Annotated in this window: 20 protein-coding genes; 5 read left to right on the top strand and 15 right to left on the bottom strand. The window is 49.3% G+C overall.

Features of this window, described 5'->3' with window-relative positions:
* Positions 1-202: 202 nt before the first annotated feature.
* From JUF10_RS07615 to JUF10_RS07580, 8 genes are all read right to left on the bottom strand, one after another.
* On the bottom strand, positions 203-1,567 hold the full coding sequence (locus tag JUF10_RS07615; protein WP_203641619.1) for a sensor histidine kinase: 1,365 nt from the start codon (positions 1,565-1,567) through the stop codon (positions 203-205).
* Positions 1,564-2,271, bottom strand: coding sequence for a response regulator (locus JUF10_RS07610; protein ID WP_203641618.1), 708 nt, complete (start codon positions 2,269-2,271; stop codon positions 1,564-1,566). Before JUF10_RS07610 ends, JUF10_RS07615 begins: the two co-directional genes overlap by 4 nt.
* Positions 2,272-2,275: 4 nt before the next feature.
* On the bottom strand, positions 2,276-3,430 hold the full coding sequence (locus tag JUF10_RS07605; RefSeq protein ID WP_203641617.1) for a PDZ domain-containing protein: 1,155 nt from the start codon (positions 3,428-3,430) through the stop codon (positions 2,276-2,278).
* A 115-nt stretch (positions 3,431-3,545) separates the two neighbouring features.
* Positions 3,546-4,662 (bottom strand): peptide chain release factor 2 gene (prfB, locus tag JUF10_RS07600; RefSeq protein WP_203641616.1). Its coding sequence is split into 2 segments (ribosomal slippage): positions 3,546-4,589 and positions 4,591-4,662, totalling 1,116 coding nucleotides; the frame shifts between segments, so codons are not numbered across the junction.
* 475 nt (positions 4,663-5,137) lie between these two features.
* Positions 5,138-7,501 (bottom strand): preprotein translocase subunit SecA, encoded by a 2,364-nt coding sequence (gene secA, locus JUF10_RS07595; protein ID WP_203641615.1) that lies wholly within the window; start codon positions 7,499-7,501, stop codon positions 5,138-5,140.
* A gap of 1,101 nt (positions 7,502-8,602) precedes the next feature.
* Positions 8,603-9,157: a ribosome hibernation-promoting factor, HPF/YfiA family gene (gene hpf / locus JUF10_RS07590; protein ID WP_203641614.1), complete on the bottom strand. Its 555-nt coding sequence runs from the start codon at positions 9,155-9,157 to the stop codon at positions 8,603-8,605.
* A gap of 140 nt (positions 9,158-9,297) precedes the next feature.
* Positions 9,298-9,975, bottom strand: coding sequence for a ComF family protein (locus JUF10_RS07585; RefSeq protein WP_203641613.1), 678 nt, complete (start codon positions 9,973-9,975; stop codon positions 9,298-9,300).
* On the bottom strand, positions 9,972-11,288 hold the full coding sequence (locus JUF10_RS07580) for an ATP-dependent helicase ComFA (protein ID WP_203641612.1): 1,317 nt from the start codon (positions 11,286-11,288) through the stop codon (positions 9,972-9,974). Before JUF10_RS07580 ends, JUF10_RS07585 begins: the two co-directional genes overlap by 4 nt.
* A 68-nt stretch (positions 11,289-11,356) precedes the next feature.
* Between JUF10_RS07580 and JUF10_RS07575 the strand changes: the two genes are divergently transcribed.
* The gene (locus tag JUF10_RS07575; RefSeq protein WP_203641611.1) at positions 11,357-12,016 is read left to right on the top strand and encodes a YigZ family protein; all 660 of its coding nucleotides are present in this window, start codon (positions 11,357-11,359) and stop codon (positions 12,014-12,016) included.
* Positions 12,017-12,223: 207 nt separating this feature from the next.
* Here JUF10_RS07575 and JUF10_RS07570 read toward each other — a convergent pair whose 3' ends face one another.
* Positions 12,224-13,318, bottom strand: coding sequence for a glycosyltransferase family 4 protein (locus tag JUF10_RS07570; RefSeq protein WP_203641610.1), 1,095 nt, complete (start codon positions 13,316-13,318; stop codon positions 12,224-12,226).
* Positions 13,319-13,727: 409 nt separating this feature from the next.
* Between JUF10_RS07570 and JUF10_RS07565 the strand changes: the two genes are divergently transcribed.
* Both JUF10_RS07565 and lrgB read left to right on the top strand, forming a co-directional pair.
* A complete protein-coding gene (locus JUF10_RS07565; protein WP_048732419.1) occupies positions 13,728-14,168 on the top strand; it encodes a CidA/LrgA family protein in 441 nt (146 codons plus the stop codon).
* A 45-nt stretch (positions 14,169-14,213) separates the two neighbouring features.
* A complete protein-coding gene (gene lrgB / locus JUF10_RS07560) occupies positions 14,214-15,023 on the top strand; it encodes an antiholin-like protein LrgB (RefSeq protein WP_203641609.1) in 810 nt (269 codons plus the stop codon).
* A 428-nt stretch (positions 15,024-15,451) separates the two neighbouring features.
* On the opposite strand, the gene kimA is transcribed toward lrgB, so the two are convergent.
* The gene (kimA, locus tag JUF10_RS07555; RefSeq protein ID WP_203641608.1) at positions 15,452-17,290 is read right to left on the bottom strand and encodes a potassium transporter KimA; all 1,839 of its coding nucleotides are present in this window, start codon (positions 17,288-17,290) and stop codon (positions 15,452-15,454) included.
* Positions 17,291-17,838: 548 nt separating this feature from the next.
* Here kimA and JUF10_RS14220 point away from each other — a divergent pair.
* Positions 17,839-18,717, top strand: a complete 879-nt coding sequence (locus tag JUF10_RS14220) for a CatB-related O-acetyltransferase (protein WP_203641607.1) — start codon at positions 17,839-17,841, stop codon at positions 18,715-18,717.
* 84 nt (positions 18,718-18,801) lie between these two features.
* Here JUF10_RS14220 and groL read toward each other — a convergent pair whose 3' ends face one another.
* The 4 genes from groL to JUF10_RS07530 form a co-directional block, all read right to left on the bottom strand.
* Positions 18,802-20,427, bottom strand: a complete 1,626-nt coding sequence (gene groL, locus JUF10_RS07545) for a chaperonin GroEL (RefSeq protein WP_203641606.1) — start codon at positions 20,425-20,427, stop codon at positions 18,802-18,804.
* Between the two features lie 58 nt (positions 20,428-20,485).
* Positions 20,486-20,770 carry a co-chaperone GroES gene (groES, locus tag JUF10_RS07540; RefSeq protein WP_048736247.1) on the bottom strand — a complete coding sequence of 95 codons (285 nt, stop codon included), beginning with the start codon at positions 20,768-20,770 and terminating at the stop codon, positions 20,486-20,488.
* Positions 20,771-21,266: 496 nt separating this feature from the next.
* Complete coding sequence (gene rsgA, locus JUF10_RS07535; protein WP_203641605.1) at positions 21,267-22,340, bottom strand: ribosome small subunit-dependent GTPase A; 1,074 nt, start codon at positions 22,338-22,340, stop codon at positions 21,267-21,269.
* Positions 22,341-22,732: 392 nt separating this feature from the next.
* Positions 22,733-23,368, bottom strand: a complete 636-nt coding sequence (locus tag JUF10_RS07530; RefSeq protein WP_143462934.1) for a redox-sensing transcriptional repressor Rex — start codon at positions 23,366-23,368, stop codon at positions 22,733-22,735.
* Positions 23,369-23,605: 237 nt separating this feature from the next.
* Between JUF10_RS07530 and JUF10_RS07525 the strand changes: the two genes are divergently transcribed.
* A complete protein-coding gene (locus tag JUF10_RS07525; RefSeq protein ID WP_203641604.1) occupies positions 23,606-25,558 on the top strand; it encodes an ABC-F family ATP-binding cassette domain-containing protein in 1,953 nt (650 codons plus the stop codon).
* 53 nt (positions 25,559-25,611) lie between these two features.
* On the opposite strand, the gene JUF10_RS07520 is transcribed toward JUF10_RS07525, so the two are convergent.
* On the bottom strand, positions 25,612-26,049 hold the full coding sequence (locus JUF10_RS07520) for an SDR family NAD(P)-dependent oxidoreductase (RefSeq protein ID WP_236008186.1): 438 nt from the start codon (positions 26,047-26,049) through the stop codon (positions 25,612-25,614).
* Between the last annotated feature and the right edge of the window lie 138 nt (positions 26,050-26,187).

Genomic DNA, 26,187 nt, shown 5'->3' with positions numbered 1-26,187 from the left:
TTTGGAAATCAAATTTTTCGACTGGAGCGTCATCTCTGTCAGTAATCGCACGGTTTAGAACAACTAATATTAGTTGTTCTAAGCCGTGCCAACACTGAAAGAAACTCATAATCCATCTATCAGCTTTTAGGTACGTGCACAAAAAGAGCCTGAGTAAGCTACTCAGGCTCTTCAACGTAAATTCTAGATGAACCATCCGCTACTAATCTTGTGCCGGAAAGTCCTTCGGGAAGGTCATCGTGACCCTAGTCCCAACGTCCAACGTACTTTGCAAGTCAATCTTACCGTTCAACGACTGGACAAGTTCACGGACAATGGCCAAGCCGAGGCCACTACCGCTCACTAACTGATTAGAGTGTGAAATTTCCGCGCGGTAAAAGCGTTCGAAGACTCGCAGTTGATCCTGCGGTGAGATGCCCACGCCCGTATCCGCAATCGTCAGCGACCACTCACGCCCCATTTCTCGAGTTGTCAGGGTCACGCTGCCTTGTGGTCGATTGTATTTAATCGCATTGCTCAAGACATTTTTCAGGACCTGGTCAAATTTCCGTTGGTCGGTCACCGCCATCAAGTCTGTCGGCACCTGATTATCCAGCGTTACCTGATTAACGGCCGCTAACGGCGTTAACAAGTGAACCTGATTGGCGATCACCTGGCCGACCGGAACCTCACTGGCCTCGACCGAATTGCCCGACTCGATGTGTGAAATCGTCAACACATCGTTGATCAATTCGACTAGACGTTCGCTCTGCTGGTCAATAATTTCCAAGAACTCGACCAATTTTTCTGGGTCATCCTTGGCTCCCGCTAACAAGGTCTTCGCAAAACCGGAAATGGCCGTCACCGGCGTCTTTAACTCGTGCGACGCATTAGATACAAAGTCCATCTGCATCTGCTCGACCGCATAGACCTCGGTCACATCGTAGAGCAGGACCAGCACCTGAAAGTAATCCTGCGACGTTGCCGTGTAAATGGCCCGGGCATCGACCGTTCGCTCGTTGGGCGAGCCCGGTAACTTCAAGGTGTGATGCTGCGTCTGCCGCTCATTTAACGCCGAGTTAATCAGACTAGCCAATTCAAATTGCCGGACATCCTGCGTAAAAGGATGGCGACGTGGCGAGATCCGGTGCTGCAAAAATTGCTCCATCGCTGGATTAGCCAATTCCACCTTGCGATAACGGTCGATAACCATCACGCCAATCGGTAAATAATCCAGTAACGTCGCAAACTCCTGGTTTTGCCCCGCCATTTGCCGTTGCACCTTACGTTGATGTGTCTGCAGGTAGTTGATCTGTAACGCCAACTGGTAAAACGGGTCGTGCGGTGACAACAAGACGTGCGCCGGCGTTTCCTCATGACGGATGCCTTCGACCTTTTTAGTTAAAATATTAATGCGTTGGTCCGCCCAGTGAAAGAGCAGACTGACGCCGGCTGCCTCGACTAGTGCCCACGACCACGCGATAAGGGTCGCCAAGGCCAAATGTTGCGGCCGAACGACCCACACGAGCACCGTATTACTCAAACCAATCACGATCCAGGCAACTGCCATGCGTCGAAGCGCAATCATGGTTGACCCTCAAATGTGTAGCCAAAGCCCCGCACCGTCTTTAGTAACACCGGATGCTTGGGGTCCAGTTCGATTTTTTCGCGCAAATGGGAAACATGAATGTCCACCATTCGGGTCTGACCACTGTAGTCAAAGCCCCAGACGCCCTCCAGCAACTGCTCACGACTCCACACCTTACCCGGTCGTTTCGCAAAGAAGAGTAACAGCTCAAATTCCTTAGGCGTTAAATCAATTGACTGATCGCCACGCTTCACTTGAAACTTGTCCTGATCGATCGTCAAATCAGCCACCTGTAAGCGGTGATCCATCTTAGCCGCCATACTCGTTGGGCCATCGTCTTCGTGGTACCGCCGCATCACCGCCTTCATGCGGGCAATGACCTCCCGGGGGCTGAATGGCTTGGTAATGTAATCATCCGCACCTAGCTCTAGTCCAAAGACGGTATCAAACTCACTCGTTTTCGCGGTAATCATAATAATTGGCGTACTGATTTTTTCCTGGCGTAGTCGTTTCGTCACTTCAACGCCGTCCATTTTAGGCAACATTAAATCTAATAAAATTACGTCGAATTTCTCATGCAGGGCTAAATTCAGCGCCTGCTCACCATCGATTGCCGTCACAACTTGATAATCTGCTTGCTCCAAGTTGTACTGCAGTAAGGTGACGATGGCCGGTTCATCGTCGACGACTAGGACTCTACTCATAGGTTTACCCCTCCTGATCTCTGAATAGAACGATACCAATTTCGTGTGGTGCCCCGGAATAAATGGCGGTTTCGGTGACTTTCAACTCACCAGTCATGTTCCGCACCCGTAAATGACAATACGTGGGATTAGTCAGCAAGGCTTCATAGAAGGCCGTTTCACTATTCACAGCTTGATGATTGCACTCTAAAATAATATCGCCAGCGTTCAAATCTAACTTAACCGCTGGTGTCCGGGGCCGAATCCCCAAAACACGGACCCCGTCATCTACCTGAGAATACCAGAATTGTTGCCGATCATCATAACGTTTTGCTCGCCAAAGGATAAACCCATAACCAACTAACAGGACGACTAATCCGACCGGTAAAATTTGTGGTTGCGCCGTTGACCACCCTAAGAACGCCATGGCGATCACGGCTAACCAGATCATTTGCTTGCCTAACCGTTGATAAACTTCCCGTGGCACCTGTCGAAAAACCGTGAATCGCAGGCCCACTAGCAAAGGAATCACTAAGACCGCAAAACTTTGCCCGTGAAAGCTAAAGACTGGCCAAAACGCCAAGTGACTGGTAAACCAATCGCCAGGAACCAATGTCACCATGGGCAACACTAAAAATTCTCGCCACGGGTATCCCGCAATCCGTTTGCCCCGCTGTTTGGCATAAATTTTAGGACTAACGAACCGGCCGCCGTAATTGGCTAACCAGTGTCCTAGTAGTAGGAAAAACATAGCCGCTAACCAGAAGTAATTTTGCACCGGTACACTCCCCCAATGGAGTCCCACCGTCGTTAAGTCCGGCTTATCCGTTATGTAAGAACCACCTAAAACCGTAATCAATGTCGTGACTACGATCAAGAGTACCGGGAGCACCGTGGTCGGAATCAAGAGGAGCGTTGCAAACGCCAAGGCCTCATAAACCATAATCCACAGGATGGGTAAGCTAAAGCCCATCAATACGTTCACTAAGGATAGACCTAATCCCAGAACGACCCCCTGCGTTAATAAATGCCGTAATTCAAAATGGTCACTAAAGACCGCACTGCCAAAATCATGCCGTTCCCCTTTAATTCGTGAACGACTGGTTAACCAGATTCGCAAAATAGCTAACCAAACTAATGGTTGTAGTAAGAAACTACCACAAGCAATAAAAGTCCGCATGTCATCGACACCTTTCCTGAAAAGATAGTTGTCCCCAGTATAGCATGAAACAAAAAAGGGCAACACGACATTCGTGTTACCCTTGCAATCATTCGACTGTTAAACCGGTCACTTTTTAATCTGGATTCTTTTGGCTGAGTTGCCATTGCAGGTAAGCATCGATAAACGGATCAAGATCCCCGTCCATCACTGCTTGCCCATTACCGGTCTCATAATTGGTTCGGTGATCCTTGACCATCGTGTAGGGATGGAAAACGTAGGACCGAATTTGTGAGCCCCAGCCAATATCCATCTGGTTGCCTTCGAGTTTGGCCTTTTCAGCGGCCTTCTTTTCCTCTTCACGCTCGTACAGTTTTGCCCGCAACATCCCCATAGCCGTTTGCCGGTTTTGGAGTTGCGACCGTTGGGCCTGACTCTGCGTCACGATACCAGTTGGGATATGCGTAATTCGCACGGCTGAAGACGTCTTGTTAACGTGTTGTCCACCGGCACCAGAAGCCCGGTAAACGTCGACTTTTAGATCCGCTGGATTGATCTCAACATCGACGGAATCGTCCAATTCGGGCAAGACATCGACCGATGCAAACGACGTGTGCCGCCGCCCAGCGGAGTCAAATGGCGAGATGCGAACTAGTCGGTGAACCCCTTTTTCTGAACGCAAATAGCCATACGCATTGTGCCCGGCAATCAGCAGCGTTGCACTGCTCAGCCCAGCGACATCACCGGGTTGGTAGTCCAAGACAGTGACCTTAAAGTCATGTTGTTCTGCCCAACGCGTGTACATCCGCATCAGCATGTCACCCCAGTCCTGGGATTCCGTGCCCCCGGCGCCGGGATGAATTTCTAAGATAGCATTGTTGTGGTCATATCGCTGATTCAGTAGCATGTTCAGGCTGTATTTTCGTAAAGCCGCTTGGGCCGTCGCAAAGTTTTTCTCGAAGTCCGCCTGCATATCCGCATCCGGTTCTTCTTGCAACAACTCAATAGCAACTTCGAGGTCATCGATTTGATCAGCGAGGTGTTGAAATTCATCCACCTTTTTTTTCATTTCGTTAGTTTCATCAATTAACTTCTGCGCCGTCTGCGCGTTGTCCCAAAAATCCGGTTGGGCCATTTGGGCTTCATTGACACTGATACTTTCGTTCAGGGCATCGAAGTCAAAGCGACCCCCTAAAGCCGGTTAGTTGTTCACGCATGGTCGCAATTTCGCGTTTGGCATCACTTAATTCCATGTTGATTGGCTCCTTTTAAGTTATTTTTTTGTTTATCTAAATTTGGCAACTTTGGTGGTAAATTTCGCCTTACCGGCCGGCAGATATGGGCTGGAACGGTGCGAACACAACTTGAAGCCTTGAAAGTCACAAGTCTTCAAGATTGGTTTTCTGCTAAGCCGGCAAGAAACGCCAACTAAGCAGAACGACGCGCCTGAGCCCATATCTGCCGACCTCTCGGCTTACACGGTAGTCCTATGGCAACTAGAGATAATGACCATTAAGTTTGCTATTCGCTGACTCATAAGCCTCAAGTAGCATAAGAATTCCAACGGTTATCTTAATCAAATTTAATCAGAACCGGATAACTGATTCTTAGTCCGGAGTGCCCCCACGGTTGGTAAAATCCCTATCAGTCGTTGTTCGACCTGGTTAACAGCATTGCTCTTAAGCAAAAACGAGGCCGGAATAATCTCCCGCCTCGTCCGCTCACCCATTAACGGGTAATGTTTTGCCGAATTTCAGACTTCATGAACAACCGTGTCGTGTCATAGTCGATGTCAGAAATCATTTCTTCAAACATCCGGAATCCATCCTGTTGATATTCAACCAGTGGGTTCAACTGACCATAACCACGCAACCCAATGGATTGACGTAATTGGTCCATGGTGTCGATATGATCGGTCCAGTGTGAGTCAACGACCCGCAACAGAACAACCTTTTCGAATTCCAACATTTGTGCTGGATCGTAGAGTTGTTTTTGCTTTTCTTCGTAGACATTGTTTGCCAAGTCCATGAAGTAAGCCTTGATCTCATCGCCAGTCTTATCCTTCAGATCACTCAGGCTAATCTTGTCTGGTGAAACCATTGCGGAAATCCCAAAGTCGAGTAACGTATCCAAATCCCAATCGGCTTGGTCGCCCTGCGTGTGTAAGTTAACCACCCGGTCGACAGTCCGCTTGATCATTGGCATTAAGACCCACTTCAGTGACTTATCTTGGTTAATGATCTGGTTACGTTCGCCATAGATAACGTTCCGTTGTTGGCGCATAACGTCATCATATTGCAGCACGTTCTTCCGGGAATCATAGTTGTTCCCTTCAACCCGCTTTTGCGCGGATTCCACTTGCTTCGTAATCATGCGACTCCGGATAACGGCGTCTTCACCGTCAACGTTCATCCGTTCCAAGAAGGCTTTAACTCGGTCAGAACCGAATCGCCGCATCAGGTCATCTTCAAGGGACAGGTAGAACTGGGTCATACCAGGATCCCCTTGCCGACCGGAACGTCCACGAAGTTGGTTATCGATCCGCCGTGATTCGTGACGTTCAGTCCCGATAACGGCCAATCCACCAATTTCAACCACGCCGGGTCCCAATTTGATATCAGTCCCCCGCCCAGCCATGTTGGTAGCGATGGTAACGGCGCCCCGTTGACCAGCGTTTTGAATGATATCGGCTTCCTTCGCATGGTTCTTGGCGTTCAAGACCACGTGCGGAATCTTTTCATCATCCAAACGTTGAGACAGGTATTCAGAAGTTTCCACGGCAACGGTCCCGATTAACATCGGTTGGCCCTTTTCGTGTAACATCTTAATTTCCTTAACAACGGCATCAAACTTGGATTCCAAAGTTGGGTACAACAGGTCAGGTTCATCAACCCGGACAACCGGCTTGTTGGTTGGTACGGAGATAACTTCCATGTTGTAGATTTCCCGGAATTCTTCGGCTTCGGTCTTCGCCGTCCCAGTCATCCCGGCTAACTTACCATACATCCGGAACAGGTTTTGGTAGGTAATGTTAGCCATCGTCTTGGTTTCTTCTTGAATCTCGACGCCTTCCTTAGCTTCAATGGCTTGGTGCAAGCCATCAGAGTAACGACGACCGTCCATGACCCGTCCAGTAAAGGAATCAACGATCAAGACTTCCCCATCTTGAACCACGTAATCTTTATCACGCAGCATGATGAAGTTCGCCCGCAGCGCTTGGTCCATATGGTGGGTCAAAGCGGTGTTGTCGGTATCATACAAGTTCTTCAAGTTGAAGTACTTTTCGGCCTTTTCAATCCCAGTATCGGTTAAAGCCACCGTCTTGGATTCCAGGTCGATCTTAAAGTCTTCTTTTTCATGTAAGGTCTTAGCGAAACGGTCCACCCGTTGGTAAAGGGCACTCGTTCCTTCAGACTGACCAGAAATGATCAATGGCGTCCGGGCTTCATCAATTAAGATGGAGTCAACTTCATCAACAATCGCGAAGTTCAAGGGACGTTGTACCATGTCTTCTTTGTACACAACCATGTTGTCACGCAGGTAATCGAACCCGATTTCCCCGTTGGTTGAGTACGTAATATCGGCTTGGTAAGCTTCCCGCTTTTCTTCAGGAGACTTGGCAGCCGAGTTCAACCCAACCGTCAGGCCCATCCAGTTGTAAAGTTCACCCATTTCAGTGGCATCACGTGCGGACAAGTATTCGTTGACCGTAACCACGTGCACCCCTTCGCCGGAGATGGCGTTTAAATAAACCGGCATCGTTGCGGTCAAGGTTTTCCCTTCACCAGTCTTCATTTCGGCAATGTTACCTTCATGAAGCACAATTCCCCCCATGATTTGAACATGGAATGGATAGAGGCCGAGAACCCGCTTAGCACCTTCACGAATAGCGGCGAAAGCTTCTGGCAATAAATCGTCCAGGGTTTCGCCGTCTTGGTAACGTTGCTTAAATTCTGGCGTTTTAGCCTTCAGGTCTTCATCTGAAAGTTTTCCGTATTCATCAGCGTAAGCGCCAACTTCATCCGCTAATTTACTGAGGCGTCGTAAAGTTCTTCGATCACTTTCGACCCATCGTTTCAAAATATTTGCCATGTGAGAATTCCCTTCAGTACATTTAATAAGTCTATTTAAAGTTACCCATTTATTTGCGATAAATCAACCTACATTTTACCACTATCCAGGTTAAGATGAAACTTTTACCCTAAGACCGGTCAGTTTAAAGCGTTTTCCCGTTTTAAACGTAACCAGCCTGTAACCTGCTACGACAACGCATGATCCCGCGCCCATCATATTTATTCTAAATGGCAAAACTTGAATTCGCCACTTTCAAGCACCGTGCAAGACGTTGAACCGTCATTTCGATTAAATCGTTGTTAAGCTAACTTAACAGACGTGATTCGTCATTATACCATACCTACTCAACGATTAGAAAATTATCGTAACTAGTATCAGGATGGCTTAATGGTTAATCGGTTTGAAGCTGAATTTGTTTTTGTAAAAATCAGTGTGAACTGGTCGCACTGCGGCTGCCAGAGGTTCCACCGGATTAGATTGATTTTTCTTGCAGCTATCATTTAGAAACTGTGGCCAGATCAAACTTTCTATGTTGGCGACGAAACAACTAGGCACTACCTGAAACTGATTTCTACCTGTCCTTTAATTCAAACTGATAGTCCTAAACTCCCCCACTCAATGACGCCAATAATACCAACAACTGTATGGATTTCATTTTCCATCACTAACTGCCATTATGGATTAAACAATTGATGCGAAGATACTTTGACACATCGAAAATCTCCAGCCTGACTAAATAAATCACGTTGATTGATTACTCATCCTATGTAGAAAACACCATCAAGACTGATATAATACCAGCCCAGCATTCAGGACATCCCCGTCGTCATTCAACGTTTGAACTAGCAACGCACAACCAGAGCCGGAGGCGGCCAGGGATGTAGCCAGCCGTGTCGACAATGTTAGGCGGGGTTCCTTCCCGGCTTACATTGTGGGCGACTTTGAAGACACGTGCTCTTCGTGGCTTCAAATCGAGTCGGAGGACCGCTTCCCAGTCCGGAGCGTCCCCACAGCAGGCGGAATCCCTGGCCGCCGGAGTGCGACCATCATACATCAGCTTAAAAAAGCCAAAACTAAAAAGCACTACGGCATCGCAGTGCTTTATTAGCTTAATTAACATTAGTCTTCGTTAGCTTCGATCAAACCATACCGACCGTCATTCCGGCGGTAGACGATGCTGATACCATTGGTTTCGGCATCTTCGTAGATAAAGAAGTCATGGCCTAACATGTCCATTTGCAGAACGGCCTCTTCGTTATCCATTGGCTTTAATGAAACCCGCTTAGTCCGGACAACCTCTAATTCGCTACCTTCATTCGACTCTGGTTCCGCTGATTCAGGTGCGAAGTCGAGGTTTTTGTAACCCTTCTCCCGTGACTTACGGTTGACCTTAGTCTTGTACTTGCGAATTTGACGTTCCAGCTTGTCCGTAACTAAGTCAACACTTGCATATAAGTCTGGAGAGGTTTCCTCTGCCCGTAATGTCAAGTATGGGAGTGGGATTGTTACTTCAACCTTCGATGTCTTGTTTTGGTAGACCTTCAGGTTGATATGCGCAATTGCCTCAACTTTGTTGTCGAAATATTTCTCCAACTTGCTGATACGCTTTTCAACGTAATCCCGTATTGCGTCAGTAACTTCGATGTTTTCACCACGAATATTAAATGTGAGCATAAAACTTCTCTCCCTTCAACCAAGAAATTGCTTGGCTTGCTTAGCATTAGAAGGACCACTCTTCTAATATGCTTTGCTTACTAATATTATAATAGAAAGCCCTGTCATAAACAATTAATCTACGTGATTTTAAGCAGTCTTTAACGCGCTAAAGTCAAGCTAGTAACCGCTTTCGCACCTCCTAAATAAATTTGTGTGGCCGCATGACGAAGGGTTCGGCCGGTCGTATAGACATCATCCAGCAGTAAAATTCGCTTCCCTGCCAACACCATTGCGGCATTTGGCGCCAAAGAAAAGGGCTGTTGCGTGAGCAGTCGCTGTTGGCGGGTCTTCGCCGATTGTGGCTGATCCTTATGGTCGGCCGTCACCAATAAGGCCTGTTGAAACGGCTGATTCTGCAGCCACCCCGTCACCTGATTGAATCCCCGTGTCTGCCACGTTTCCTGATTAACCGGAATCGGCACTAACACGTCATAGTTCTGTCGCGCCAGCGCTTGCGTCAACGGCGCCATCATCACCTGCCGCAACGCATAGTCTCCCTGGAACTTATACTGCTGCATGTAAGCCTTCATCGCGTCATTATAGGTATACACCGCGTGATTCCGTAGCTGCTGATCACCCCAGCGCTCGCAGTCATGGCACACCGTCATGCTGGTTTGTTGGCGGCCACACTGTGGACAGTGCATCGTAGTGATTCGCTCAAATTGCTGCTCACAGCGCGGACACACGACCGGTACGGGCAACGGTTGCCAGCGCCAGAATTGCGTCAACGTCATTTGGGGGTGCAGGACCTGCTGACAGAGTAAACACTGACTCATTGGCGCTGTCCCCCTAACCGTTTTCCCTGACGATTCAACCGGGCAATCATTCCCTGTGCTAGTCGTACCCGCCGACTCTGGCTATGGCAGTAGACCGTTACCTCACCCGTGGGAAAGTCGTGATGGCGACCAACTCGGCCCGCAATCTGGACCAGCGCGGCCGTCGAGAAGACTGGATCATCCCCACCCAAAACGACCACCGCGATATCTGGGAAGGTCACCCCACGCTCCAGAATCGTCGTGGTTATTAGAAATGAAACTGTCTGGTCACGCATCGCCTGAACCTTTGCCGCCCGGTCATCGTCGGCAGCGTGAACGGTCAGGCCGCCTACTATGCCCGCTTGCTGGAGCGCTTGCGCCACTGGTTTTAAATCGACCACGTGTGGTACAAATAAAAGGAAACGTTGACCACGCCGCCGATACCCTTGAAGCTGCCGGACCAATTTTGGCGCCAGCTTGCCCTTAGCCAAACTTTCTCGCCACCGCCAAATCAACCGGACGGCAATCTGCGGCAACAAAACGCCGTGATAACGCAATGGCAAGTAGGTCACCGCTAGCCGTTTTTGACGCACCTGCCGCTGTAGCTGCTCACCGGGGGTCGCCGTCAGGTAAAGATGACTGCCCGTTGGCTTTTGGGCCGTTGCAATTGCCGTCTGCAGTAACGGACTGGTTGCGAGTGGAAAGGCGTCGACCTCATCCACAATGATCCAATCAAATGCTGCGTGAAACCGGAGCAACTGATGGGTCGTGCAGAGGGTCAGCTGACAGTAGCGGTAAGGTGCCGTCTGGTTGCCATGTAATAGTGTTTGCGGCACGTGGCCAAAAGCTTGTTGCAACCGTGGTGCCAACTCCAAACAAACATCCACCCGCGGTGATACCCAAGCCACGCGCCAATTCTGCGCCAACGCCCAAGCTAGCGCCGGATACACAATCTCCGTTTTCCCCGCCCCCGTGACTGCCCAGAGCAACTGGTCTCGTTGTTGACGCACCAAGTCTAAGATAGCAGTCGCCGCCGTCCCCTGCATCGGACTCAATTTACCGGGCCAGGTCAAAATTGGTCCCGTCACTTGGGCGAACCGATTTGGCTCAGCAATAGTGTATAATTTATCTTGAGACGTTAACCGACCAAGCTGTAAACACTGCCGACAATACCACGCCTGATTAGGCAGCTGGTCCGTTGGCAAAAGCCATTGATGGCATCGCTGACACTGTTTTCTTTGGCCAACCGACACAATGGCCGGCTGCGCACTGCTGTTGGCCGGACCCGCTGTTAAGGGCAGTTGGCGGCCAAATAAACTTTGTTCATCATTCATTTCACGTCCCCCTTATACAACTTAACTCCGTAAAAACTAACGAAAATTTTGTGGGAAAGGTGTTTTTTATGGAAACAGATTATCTTACGATCCAGCAAGCCGGTAACCACGAGCTTGAAATCAAAAAATCCCGCTTTATTGCCGACCTTGGCCGCGTCACGACCGAAGATGAGGCCAAAGCCTTTATCGCCGCCATCACCGCCCGCGAACCCAAGGCCAATCACCATTGTTGGGCCTACGTTCTGGGCGAACACGATGAGATTCAACGAGAAAGCGACAACGGTGAGCCCTCGGGAACGGCCGGCGTGCCCATCTTGACCGTCTTGCAACGTAACCAGCTGCACAATACGATTGCCGTGGTCACGCGGTATTTCGGCGGCATCAAGTTGGGAGCTGGCGGCCTGATCCGCGCCTATAGCAACTCGACTTCGACCGGCATTGAAGCGGTCGGCGTCGTCAAACGAGTGCGTCAACGGGCACTTGAGCTGACCGTCGACTACGCCAACTATGACAAGCTCAGCCACTACCTCACAGAAAATAAGATCAGCGTGCTGGACACGGCCTACACCACCGCCGTTGTCGTGACAATTGCTGTGGACTTGGATGCTGTAGCTGACACGCAACAAGCCATTGTCGATTTGCTCAGCAACCAGTTGACTGTCAAACCCGGCGATGTGGATTACCACGAGGTACCGGTCGAGATTCACGCCAGTACGCGTGATGAATAACTTCGTGTAACCAGGTCGCACTGCGGCTGCCAGGGATTCCGCCTGCTGTGAGGACGCTTCAGGCTGGAAGAATACGAGTCTTCAAAGTCGCCCGTGGTATTAGCTGACTGAAGAATCACCAGCTAATACCACCTCAGTTTCATTATCAATTTTTGTGCAAAAAAAAGGTTCCACGACAACTCGCCGTGGAACCTTTTTATTATCCATTTAATCTGAATTTTTCGATGTTAGCTTTTTGACGATGTGATTGATCCAATGCAACAGCGGCTGCCGGTCCGAACCGACCAACCCGATGGCTTCAACGAAGAGCTCGAGGCCAATCAGAATGGCAATCGTTAGTAGGACCGATCCCCAAATCGTAGACAACGGATACAGCAGTGAAATGAACGAGAAGATCAACGCAATACCGTAGATGACCAGAACCGTTTGCCGGTGAGTCAGTCCCAACTGCATCAACCGGTGATGCAAATGGTGCTTGTCAGCATGCGAAATTGGCTGCTTGTTTAGAATCCGCCGAATCATCGCGTAGACGGTATCCGTAATGGGGACCCCTAAGATAATCACAGGGATAATAACGGAAATAAACGTGACGTTTTTCAATCCGTAGAGCGAGAAGCAGGCAATCATAAACCCAATGAATTGGGCCCCTGTGTCCCCCAGATAGATCCGTGCTGGGAAGAAATTGTACGGCAAGAAGCCAACCATGGCAGCGACCAACGCGAAAATCATGATGGCAACCCATGTATTGGCCACGTTTAGGAAGAATAACCCAGTAATCCCCGTCGTGGTCAACGCGATGATTGAGACCCCCGTTGCTAAGCCATCCAGCCCATCGATCAGGTTGATGGCATTCACGATGGCCACGATCCACAGCAACGTGATGGGCAACGACAGCCAGCCGAAGTGCCAGACGCCAAAGAATGGTAACGTCAGGTAACGCATCCGGACGCCCGCTACAAAGTAAACTTCCAGCGCCGCCAGTAACTGTCCTAAAACTTTTTGCTTGGGACTTAATTCAAAAATATCATCGATCATCCCTTCAGCAACGATGATACATTCGCCACCGAACAGTCCCCACAACTGTTGCGTCGGCATTTGATCTCTTAAAAGGAACATAGTTGAAAATGTAAAGGCAATGAAGATGGCTAGGCCACCGATCGTCGGCATGGGTACTTTATTGACCCGCCGCTGATTAGGTTTATCCACCGCACCAATTTGAAACGCAAAGCGGCGCACAAACGGGGTTAGGACTGCGGAGATAATCATGGTAGCAAACAAGCTAACAATAATCTCAAATTTCATTAAAGAGTCCTCTTTCTTTTCTATCGGTTCTTTTGCTAATTATACAAATCTCCTAATTCAAACACAACCGCGATTTAATTTTAGACCTAAATCTTAATGGTTAGTTTATTGACCTTTTCAAGTTCACAAAGTCCGGCTGGTTAATATTGTGAATTAAATTCTATCGGCAAGCGTTTAAGCAAGCGCTTTCACCATTATACAGAACTAGTTTAGGTGCACAATCATACATGCAAATGCCCAATTGCAGGAGATTTAACTTGTGCAAATCAACTAAAAGCCATATAATTATATTGTCCTATTGAGAAGGGTTTCACATTTATTTTTGCACCTGCTATCTATCCCATTCACTTGTGAATTTTTTCTAGTTGTTAGTTACTCAGCGCTTGTTTTTTGAAAGGAGATTTTTCTATTGGCTGCTAATGATAAGGTTACTAAAGCAGAAACAGCTAAGGAAGAACCAGCGTCACCAATCCTAATTCAAATGGGAATTTTCGCTGCGATTCTGTTTGTTTCAAGTTTGATTTCGCCGCTGTTTCCCGCTAGTTTCCCAGTACCGACGCCAGTTATCGGTCTGGTTCTGCTGTATGTCCTGCTCGCAACGCACATCGTCAAGCTACGGAACGTCGAAAAGTTCGGTGACTTCATGATCAGTTTGATTGCCTTCTTGTTCGTTCCCTCTGGAATTCAGTTGGCGGCAAGTTTGGACATTTTAAAGGCTCAAGGGGTTCAAATCGTTATCGTTGTGCTGATTGCAACGATCGTCTTACTGGTTGTCGTGGCCTACACAACTGCCGGCTTCATCTGGATCCGAAAGAACGTCTTCCATCGAGACGTTAACGTCGACGATTAGATTCGCGCAACTGCGCGCTACTTTCACAGAAAAGGATGAAAACTTATGATTATTCTAACTGAAACCGCCCCTCATATGGCAATTTGGGGCAAGTGGCTGGGTGATGCTTTAGGCACCAACGCCGCTGGAGCCTCTGCCGGCAACGCTATATTTGGTATCTTTCTTTCACTAGTGGTTTACTTGATTGGTCAATGGTTGTTCAAGATTGGCAAAGGGTTCTTCTTATTCCAACCCCTCTTCGTCGGGATGGTCTTAGGGATCTTTATCCTGTTCCTGCTGGCTAAGGCCTTCGGGACGGACACTGCCACTTTCTACAAATCAGCTTACCTGCCCGGAGGAAACATTATCTTCTGGTTCTTAAACCCAGCTACGATTGCGTTTGCTATTCCGCTGTATCGTCGGAACGATGTGGTCAAAAAGTTCTGGCTGGAAATCGTGCTGTCGTTGATCGTTGGGCTGTTCGTTTCGCTCTTCGTCATCTACTTTGCCGCTAAACTGATTGGTTTGGACAAAGTCGGGATTGCTTCCATGCTACCACAGGCCGCCACGACCGCGATTGCCATGCCAATCGCCACAGCCATCGGTGGGAACTCCGCCGTCACTGCCATGGCCTGCATCCTGAACGCCGTGATTATCTACGCGTTGGGTGACTGGCTGGTTAAGTTCTTCCGGATCAACAATGACCCCGTTGGTGCTGGACTTGGTTTAGGGACTGCCGGTCACACGGTTGGTTCTGCTAAGGCGGTTCAGCTCGGGTCCATTCAAGGGTCCATGGCTTCCATCGCCGTCGTCGTCATTTCCATCGTCGTCGACATCGTGGTGCCTTCATTCGCGAAATTAATGGGACTCATGTAATTAACCACTGGCCTTCAGTTTTGCGGCTCGGCCAGCCGCGAACATAGCTTCAGGTCACTTACAGGCTTTACCACATAACTCGATCATTCTACGGACCGCATTCGATTTGGATGCGGTCCTTTTTGTTGTTCAGGTCAAAAACATAGGTCCCTGACATGCTGAACTTGGCGCACTGCGGCTGCCAGGGATGTAGCCAGCCGTGGAGGTGGTGTTAGCTGGCGTCTCCTCAGCCAGGTTACACCACGGGCGACTTTGAAGACGGGTGCTCTCCCCGGCTTCAAAGCGAGCGAGAAGCCCGCTCTTCGGCTGAAGCGTCCCCACAGCAGGCGGAATCCCTGGCCGCCGCAGTGCGGCAATTCTACACTAAATTGCCTCTGAATTGAACGTCAAAAAAGCCACCTCGTCAATCGACAAGGTGGCTTAAGTAACTACTCTTTCAAGTGGTAATTATAAGTTGAAACGATGATGTTTTCCCGTGAGTTCAGGATGGCCCGTAAGCGTAACGCCGTCTGGTTATGCAGCACATTCTGCCAAGGATGACGTGGCACGAACTGTGGCACTAAGACCGTCGTCGTAAAGTTCCGTTCCGCCGCGCGCTTCGCAATGACATCACAGAACCGTAACGTTGGCGTTGCAATCGAGCGGTAGGAAGAATGAATATCCACGAACCGAATGTCCGGGAACTCCTCTTTGAACTCCTGCGCCGTCTTGTGTTCCTTCTCCGGATTTTCATCGAAGGACACGTGCATCGCAATCACGTAGTCCCCAATGGACCGCGCGTAGTTGATAGCCCCAGACGTCACCCGGGTAATGTTGCTGACCAGGACGATAACGGTCGCCCCGTCATACTCGTGGATGTCCGCCCGTTCCTTTTCCGCTACCCGTAGCTGCTTAGCTACGTTATGGTAGTGACCATTAATCCGGTAAAATAGCAACAGAATCAATGGCATGATGATCAGGTAAGGCCAAACGTTGCCAAAACGCAGCAACAGTAAGACGCTGACCAGTCCCAGGGAGATCAAAGCCCCCAATAAGTTGATCATGGCCTTGCCGATCCACCAGCCCTCGCGTGTTCTAAACCAGTGAATGATCATCCCGGACTGTGACAGGACAAATGGCACGAAAACCCCAATCGCATAGAGTGGAATCAACAGCGTCGTTTGACCATGGAAGATAATAATCAATACAATCGCTCCAACGGCTAACGAAATGATCCCGTTGGAATACCCTAACCGGTCCCCCCGGTCAAGGTATGCGTGGGGCAAGAACTTATCCTTGGCTAAGTTGTACGCCAAGATTGGAAAGGCCGAGAACCCAGTGTTCGCAGCCACGGCTAAAATCATCGCCGTTGACAGTTGGAAAATGTAGTACAGCACACCGTGGCCAAAGACAGCTCCCCCAATTTGAGAAAGCACGGTCTGACTACTCTGTGGCCGAATCCCCATGTAGTAACTCAGGAACGTAATCCCAGCGAAGAAGACGGCCAGGATACCGGCCATAATAGCCAACGTTGCCGCTGCATTATGCCGTTTAGGTTCCTTGAAGTTTGGCACCGCGTTACTGATGGCTTCGACCCCAGTCAATGAAGATGACCCAGATGAGAACGCCCGCAGGAACAGCAACAGCGTCATTCCCTTTACGGGATCGCCTAATGGGGTTGCCGCAGCGTGATACGTAATCTGACCGCTCATGATATTATAGAGGCCGACACCGATCATCACAATGATCATTCCGATAAATAGGTAGACCGGCACCGTTAGAAATGAGGCTGACTCCCTCATCCCCCGTAAGTTCAAGAGCATAATACCAATCACGATTAACACGGACACCAAAACCGAGTACGGGTACAACGCCGGAATCGCCGACGTAATCGCTTCAGTCCCAGACGTCGTTGATACCGCCACGGTCAGCATGTAATCAACCAGTAGAGAGCCCCCAGCGACTAATCCAGCCGTCTGGCCCCAGTTAGTGCTGGCCACCACGTAGGCGCCACCACCGGAAGGATAGGCGTGAATGATCTGCTGGTAAGAAAGCGTGATCGCAAATAACAGAACTAAGACCAACGCCGCAACCCATAATTGATACATTAAGGCCGCTGCGGATAAGGTGATTAAAACTGTCGTAATTTGCTCAGTACCATAAGCCACGGAAGATAGCGCATCGGATGACAGCAAAGCTAATGCCTTAAACTTTGTTATCGCTTGACCGCCCTCGTCCATGGTCTTGAGGGGTTTCCCAATTAAAACCCGCTTTAAATAATGCCACATGACTAGTTACTCCTTATCTCCATAAATAATGAAGACGGGTCGAGGCCCGCCGTTAAAAGATGCTTGATTTAATTCAAGTTTAAGTGCAGACGTAATTCTACTACAACTAGTTAAACATTACCACAATTACAGCAGTTAGCAACCGCGAAATAGTCAACGTCGAACTTCCCCATTATCCGGCAAAGGTTGGGCTAAATAAAGCCTTGATTTTCAAATAGTTCTGTTGCTACCTAGCCAGTCAGTGTTGGTTGCGCTTTCTTTTTCCATGAGTCTCCCCCATATTGCTTAACAGCCGCTTCGATGAATCAGTAAAACTTCCCCATTTAAACTCATTTACAAACCATGATCAAATCAACTCTGTTTTGAGCGTTAACAAATCACCCGGAACGCTTCTAATTGCCCACACACCAGCTATACTAGCTCTCAAAACAATTATTTTTGCCGCTAGTCACCCGGCAAAAAGATTAAACACTAGTACCTAACATCGAGCAGGTGATTTATACTATTAATGTATAGTCTGAAATAAGAAAAAATGGGGAGTGAAAGTTATGTCAACCACAATCAACGGGGTTACTTTCTTCCAAGATAACTTGGTGGCCACCCGCTCACATACGAACCAACTCTTACCTTACACAAACGAGCTCGACCAGCTCCTAACGCAACGACACATCTATACGCAGCCACGCAGAGTCGTCCAATCACGAATTCCAATTGGCCAAATGATTCGTGTTCCAGGTACGCTCCAGGCTGAGGCCTACAGTATCTTTCTGACCGGCCAACAGTTTTTCAGCATGGGCGCATTCAGCTCTACTAACAGTGTTCTACCGGTAAACACCATCATTGGCCGTTACTCCTCGATTGCCAAGAACGTCAACCGGATGCAAGGTAGCCACCCAACCACACGATTCACCACATCAATGCTAACGTACAGTCGCTCAGTAGATGCCTTCAACGATTACTTGGCAGACACCGCCAACACCTTCGAACGCGTGCCTAATCCCATTCCCAACGGAAGCCCAGTCATCATCGGTAACGATGTCTGGGTGGGCCAGGACGTGCGCTTTGCCCCCACAGGAATCACAGTGGGCGATGGTGCCGTAATTGCTGGCGGCGCCGTTGTCACTAAGGACGTTCCCCCCTATGCGGTAGTTGGTGGTGTTCCCGCGCGAATTCTCAAGTTCCGCTTTTCCAGTTCAGTCATTGAACAATTAATGAATCTGAAATGGTGGCAGTACGGGTTCGGTGATTTCCACGGTGTAATGCCCGATGATGATATCGAAACGTTCATTGATAAGGTCGGCAGTCTAGCTGCCGCTGGTGAGCTCAAACCATTTAATCCTGGCAGTACAGACTTCGACATGCTGGTTAAAGCCAGCGAGTTGAAAGATGAAGATTCTGATTCGAATGTGGACTTCGGTTCTGACTAAATAGACAACAAAGAAGCCAACCGGTAATTGCTTACCAGCTGGCTTCTTTTATTTACATTAGCCAGAATCGCTAACGTTTACGTTTTACATCATGCCGCCCATACCTGGGTTAGCAGCTGGGGCTGCAGGTGCTGGGTTGTCTTCAGGCTTGTCAGCCACAACGGCTTCAGTCGTCAACAACAGGGCAGATACAGAGGCAGCGTTTTGAAGAGCAGAACGGGTAACCTTGGTTGGGTCGGTAATACCAGCCTTAACCATGTCCTCGTACTTGTTGTCAGCAGCGTTGTACCCAACGCCTGGCTTTTCGCTCTTCAAGTGTTCAACGACGACAGAGCCTTCGACCCCGGCGTTTTGAGCGATTTGACGAACTGGTTCTTCCAAGGCACGCAGAACGATGTTAACACCGGTCAATTCGTCGCCTTCAGCTTCAACCTTGGCAACGTCAGCGATGACGTTGATCAAAGCAGTCCCACCACCAGCAACAAAGCCTTCTTCAACGGCAGCACGGGTAGCGTTCAAAGCATCTTCGATCCGATACTTACGTTCCTTCAGTTCCGTTTCAGTAGCAGCACCAACACGGACAACGGCAACGCCACCGGCTAACTTAGCCAGACGTTCCTTTAACTTGTCCTTGTCGAAGTCAGAAGTCGTGTCTTCGATTTGGCCCTTGATTTCAGCAACACGGTCGGCGATTTGGTCCTTAGAGCCAGCACCTTCAACGATTGTGGTGTTGTCCTTAGTGACGTTAACCTTTTGTGCTTGACCTAATTGATCAATGGTCGTGTCTTTCAAGTTAAGACCTAAGTCATCGGTAATGACAGTCCCACCAGTTAAGACAGCGATATCTTGCAGTTGTGCCTTACGACGGTCACCAAAGCCAGGAGCCTTGACAGCAACCACGTTGAAGGTCCCACGCATCTTGTTCAAGACCAACGTTGGCAAAGCTTCACCGGTGATGTCATCAGCGATGATCAACAATGAACGGCTTTGTTCAACGACGGATTGTAACAGTGGCAAAATGTCTTGAATGTTGGCAATCTTCTTGTCAGTGATCAAAACGTAAGGGTTGTCCAAGTTAGCTTCCATCTTGTCGTTGTCGGTAACCATGTACTGTGACATGTAGCCACGGTCAAATTGCATCCCTTCAACAACGTCCAAGCTGGTATCAACACCACGGGATTCTTCAATCGTAATAACCCCATCGTTACCAACCTTTTCCATAGCGTCAGCAATTAACTTACCAGTTTCCTTGCTTGCGGATGAAATGGAAGCGATTTGGGCGATATCGTCCTTGGTCTTAACATCATGTGACATCTTGTGTAAGCCATCAACGGCAGCAGCAGTTGCTTTTTCGATCCCGCGACGGATACCAACTGGGTTAGCACCGGCAGTCACGTTCTTCATACCTTCGTTAACGATAGCTTGCGTCAAGACAGTTGCGGTCGTCGTCCCATCACCAGCAATATCGTTGGTCTTGGAAGCAACTTCAGAAACTAACTTAGCACCCATGTTTTCGAAGTGATCTTCGAGTTCGATGGATTTAGCAATCGTCACACCATCATTCGTGATGGTTGGGTTGCCATAGCTTTGTTCCAAAACAACGTTGCGGCCTTTAGGTCCTAAGGTCGTCTTAACCGTGTTAGCTAACTTATCAACACCAGCAAGCATCTTGCTGCGTGCGTCTTCAGAGAACTTTAATTCTTTAGCCATTGTTTAAATTCACCTCATACTAAAATTTTTATATTCAATCGTATTAGTGGGAAAGTCACTAGTCAATAACTGCGACTAAATCCTTTTCGTGTAAAACAAGATACGTCTTACCATCGTACTTAACTTCAGTACCGGCATACTTATCAAACAATACCTTGTCACCAACCTTAACAGTTGGGGCTACCTTGTCGCCATTGTCTAACACACGACCATCGCTAACTGCAACGACATTGGCCGTTGAAGGCTTTTCTTGGGCATTACTTGCTAAAACAATGCCGCCAACCGTGGTTTCTTCTTCTTCTGGTTGATCTAAAATGACGCGGTCTCCTAATGGTTTTAACACTTGAATCCCTCCAATAAACTTACTTTTTAGCACTGTTAGCACTTGGCTAACATAAGTGCTAATCACAATATCTAATATATGGTTTTTCCTTTTAAAAATCAAGGAATTTGACAAACTATTTCGGTCATGACTCGCTGAGGGGTTGGGCGCCATAGGTTCGCGGTAAATTCCGAATTGTTAAACCTTGCCGCACTGCGTCTGCTAGAGATTCTGCCTGCTGTGGGGCCGCTTCGGACTGAGAATCGGTCCTCTCACTCGGCAGCTGGCTGCATTACCGACCACCTCTCGCTTAGACTGCTCTCTGACACAACTGCTAGTGAATCGCCGGCTACCCTTTCAGTTAGATCATCCGCCGTACGATTGATATCGCCCAAATATATTCCAAAAAAATCGTCCCATTTCAACTAATAAGCCACTAGTTGGAATGGGACGAACTGATTAGTCATTCATTTGATTGATACTCAACTGCCAGAGTTTGTTTTCATTAGCAACCTAACTACCGCCGGCGAATTTTCTGGACGTGTTCCATGGTTCGCTTCATTTCCTTCTTGCTCCCAAAGAAGCGCTGAATTTTGGCGTTCTCCCGTTCACGAGCGCTCATATCGCTGTAACTGAGTTCGAGTTGGAGTTTACGATAGCTCGCCAGACGACTTGCATCCAACTCCCCCGTCGCGATGGCCGCTTGGACGGCGCAGCCCGGCTCCGTTTGGTGGGTACAGTTCCGAAATTTACACTGGCTAGCGAGCGTGGTAATGTCCGCAAAGGCCTTGGCCAGGTCGCCGCCTTGGACCTGCAGCTCACGCATCCCCGGCGTGTCGATCACCACGCCCCCAGTTGGTAGCCGTAAAAGTTCTCGTGATGTCGTTGTGTGGCGGCCCTTATCATCATCCCCACGAATGGCTTTGGTAACCAGAACGTCGCTGCCCAACAAGCCATTGATCAGTGTCGACTTGCCAACCCCAGACGACCCAATGAAGGAAACGGTCCGGTTGCCAGTCATATAAGCTTTGAGCGCGTCAACGCCGGCACCCGTCTGTGCGGAACAAGTGATGACGTCCACCCCCATCGTCACGTCGGCCAGTTTCTCCAGCTTGGCGGCGACATCGGCGCACAAATCGGCCTTGGTCAACACCACGACCGGCACCGCCCCACTGTCCCACGCCATGGTCAGGTAGCGTTCGACCCGGTGAGCATTAAAATTCGCATTGAGCGACATACAGATGAAAATGGTATCGACGTTGGCTGCAATGAGCTGACCGGCGCCGGTCTTGCCCACTGCCGCTCGCTCCAGCACACTGTGCCGCGGTAAAACGCGTTGAATCAGAGCGAGCTGCCGATCAGGGGCAATCTTGATCAGCACCCAGTCACCGACCGTTGGAAAATCAGTTGCCACGGTCAGCTCATGACGGAGCTTACCTATTATCCCTGCTGGTAACGGCCCAATCTCACTCATAACTTGGTAAGTTTCCCGGTGTTGTTCGGTCACACGAGCCAACTCAAAGGCAGGGTCCGCTGCGGCGAGTTGTTCCAGTTGTTCAGTACAGCCGTATTGGGTTAAGTCAATTTTCAATTTCGATAATTCCTTTCGCAAACGGTGGTACCCGAAAGGCAGGTAACGAAAAATAACTGTGACCACTCTATTAATAGTTTGGATGAAAAAAGGCACAGTTAAGACTGCACCCCTGAAATCAATCCTGTATGAGCGCAGATGTCAGTTCTCGTTCAAGCGCTGCGGGTACACTAAAATTGGCAGGCACTTGCCCACTTTTCAGCTTCCTGCGTAACACCTATTGAACGACCGACATCCAGCACCCCTCCGATTTTTTTAGTTAATATGAGATTATCATTGCGCGCCAATCATTGTCAATCGTTAGAACATCCACCGACCGAACCAGACTTTACACCAAACAAAAAACACCCCTCGGACTAAACCAAGCAGGTGTCTTTCATCACGAATCGTGATTAGTCTTTATTGTAGTGTTCCAAGAAGTAGATCAACGTTTGGAGCTCGTTGGTCAAGTCCACGTTTTGCACCCGAACATCCTTGGGCACCGTGATCCGCAGTGGGGTGAAGTTCAGAATTCCCTTCACGCCGCCGGCAACAACTTCTTCCGTCACAGATTGGGCAACGTCAGATGGGACCGTCAAAATGGCGATCTGAATCTGTTGTTCTTCCAACTGCGTCCGCAAGTCGGTCATTGGATAAATCGGCACCCCGCTTTGAATCGTGTTGGCCATATCCTTGCTGACATCAAAGGCCGCACTGATCCGAACGTTACCGTCTTGGTGAAAATTAAAGTTCAAGAGCGCATGGCCCAAGTTCCCGACCCCGATCAAGGCCACGTTAGTCAAACGGTCCTGATTTAAAATCTTCTTGAAGAACTTGATGAGGCTTTCAACGTCATACCCGTAGCCCCGTTTACCGAGGGCCCCAAAGTAAGAAAAATCTCGACGAATGGTTGCTGAATCAACCTTAACGGCTTCAGAAAGTTCCGTCGAGGACACACGAGTTTTGTCCGCGTCCAGCAAAATGTTTAGATAACGGTAGTAGATGGGGAGCCGTTTAGCTGTGGCGCGAGGAATCTTTTGATCTGTCAAAACATGAGACCTCCTAATCAATAAATACTGGTCATCGCCAACCGACGGTGACACTTTCCCTAAATAGCTTTTTGATTGTGAAATTTGCTTTCTTACAGATTATAGCATAACCGCCCGTCTTGTGAAAGAAATTGCAAATATTTTTCACAATTCTTTCTATATTTCGGTCTATCCGGTAAATATGCTAGAATAAGAACTATCAACCTATGCGAAAAACAAAAAGGAGGTCCATTTACCGTGATTCTTTTACAAGTTCAACAAGTCACGCGCCGCTTTGGTGCGACCGTGCTCTTTGAAAACGTCAGCCTTGACGTTCCCGAACACGGACGGGTGGCGCTGGTGGGCCGCAACGGTGCCGGCAAGTCCACCCTACTTAAAATGATTGCTGGCGAAACGACGCCGGACGTCGGCCAAATTACGACGAAACGCGGGCTCACCATCGGCTACCAGGCGCAAAATGCCGGCCTCGCCTCATCTAAGACCGTCTGGAACGAAATGCTCGACGTCTTTGCCAAACTCCGGGCAATGGAGCAGCGCATGCACGAGTTAGAGCAGCAAATGAGTGATCCCGCGATTATTGCGGACCAGGAACAGTTTACGCAGGTCAGCAAGACCTACGACCAACTCCAACAAGACTTTAGCGACCAGAACGGGTATGGCTATCAAGCCGAGATCCGCGGCGTACTCCACGGGTTTGAGTTCGGCGAAGAATATTATGACAAGCCCATCAACGAACTCTCTGGTGGACAACGGACGCAGCTGGCCCTAGCGAAATTGCTGCTGGAACGGCCCGATTTGTTAATCCTCGACGAACCCACGAACCATTTGGACGTTGAAACGTTGACTTGGTTGGAAGGTTACCTCCAAGGTTACTCTGGCGCCATCCTCGTCGTCTCCCATGACCGGTATTTCCTCGATCACGTAGTCAACGACGTCTACGACATGGCCCATGGTGGCTTGGTGCACTATCCCGGCAACTACTCCCACTACATCGAGGCCAAGGCCGAACGGCTACGGCGCGAATGGAAGGAATACGACAAGCAACAAGCCGAGATCGGCAAACTGGAAGACTTTGTGAACAAAAACATCGTCCGGGCTTCCACGACCAAACGGGCCCAATCCCGGCGGAAACAGCTTGAGAAAATGGACAAAATGGCGAAGCCCGAGGGTGACGAAAAGGTTGCCCGCTTCACGTTTAGACCTCACCGGCAAAGTGGTAACGTCGTCTTGGACGTGGTCAACGGTGCGGTTGGGTACGACCAACAGATTCTCTGTGCACCGGTCAACCTAGATATCAAGAAACACCAGGCCGTGGCTATCGTTGGCCCCAATGGTATCGGGAAATCCACCCTGTTAAAAACCATTCTGGGGCGTATCCCCGCCATTCAGGGTCAGATCATCTTTGGAACCGGCGTCGATACCGGTTACTACGACCAAGATCAAGCGACCTTGCACGAGAAGAAGACCGTCCTGCACGAACTCTGGGACGATCATCCCACAACACCCGAGGGCGACATCCGTTCCATTCTCGGCAGCTTCCTGTTCACCGGTAGCGATGTCGACAAGAGCGTTCACAGCCTAAGTGGTGGTGAACGGGCGCGCTTACTCTTGACGAAATTGGCTCTGCGCCACGACAATTTCTTAATGTTGGATGAACCGACCAATCACTTGGATATCGACAGTCGGGAAGTCCTGGAAAACGCATTGAATGAATTCGACGGCACCATCTTGTTCGTTTCCCATGACCGGTACTTCATTAACCAAGTTGCCACGCAAGTCGTTGAATTAGCCCCTGCCGGCACGACACGCTACTTGGGTGACTACGACTACTACGTGGAAAAGAAGGCCGAACAAGACGCCTACGCTGCCAAAGAAGCGGCCGAAGCCGAAGCGGCTAATCCTACGATCGACGTGCCTAAACAGACACAAGTCGACTACCAACAACAGAAGGAACAACAAAAGGCTAAACGGAAACTCAGTCGGCAAGTCGATGCGCTGGAAACCAAACTTGGTGACCTCGAAACGCAAAAGTCGACGATTGAAACGGCCATGAGTTCGCCAGAAAACTTCAACGACGCCGAAAAGCTGGCTGATCTTCAGGCCCAACTGACCGCAGTCACCACCGACCTCGACGCAACCGAAGAAGAATGGACCGAAAAGAGTCTATCCTTGGAAGATTTTGATGATTAAAAAATAAAGCTGCTTAGTTAATGGCCCTAACGACCTGTTAACTAAGCAGTTTTTTACAGTGCGGTATAGCCACCATCTACATTGATAGTCGCTCCAGTCACAAAGGACGCTTCGTCACTGGCCACAAAGGCGATCACGTTCGCAATTTCTGCTGGTTGGGCCAGTCGTCCAATTGGCATCTTATCCACCATGAGGTCCGTGACCTCCTTAGGTAAGGTCTTCAACAGCGGCGTTGCCACGTAGCCCGGAGCGACCGAGTTAAATCGAATCCCCTGTTTGGCATAGGTGACTGCTTGTGATTTGGTATAGTTGGCAACGCCGGCTTTCGCTGCAGAATAGGCCTGCGACTTAGCTGCGCCGACTACGCCCAGAATCGAGCTCATGTTGATAACGCTACCGTTGCCCTGCTTGACCATCTGGGCCACGGCAACCTTGTTTGTCAGCACAACACCTGTCAGGTCAATGGCGATGACCTTATTCCAGTTTGCCATATCTGGCGGCCGGTAAGGCGAAGGTCACCACCGTGTTGCCACTAATGAGCCAAACTAAAAGGGTTCTATGATATTTGGTGTTGATGGAGAAATCCATCGACACCATTTTTGCATAAAAAAAGAGGCATATCACCTCTG

The organism is Levilactobacillus andaensis, from assembly GCF_016861695.1.
GTDB lineage: Bacteria > Bacillota > Bacilli > Lactobacillales > Lactobacillaceae > Levilactobacillus > Levilactobacillus andaensis.
Note: the sequence above shows the minus strand (reverse complement) of the source record. Positions and strands in the feature narration are given on the sequence as shown.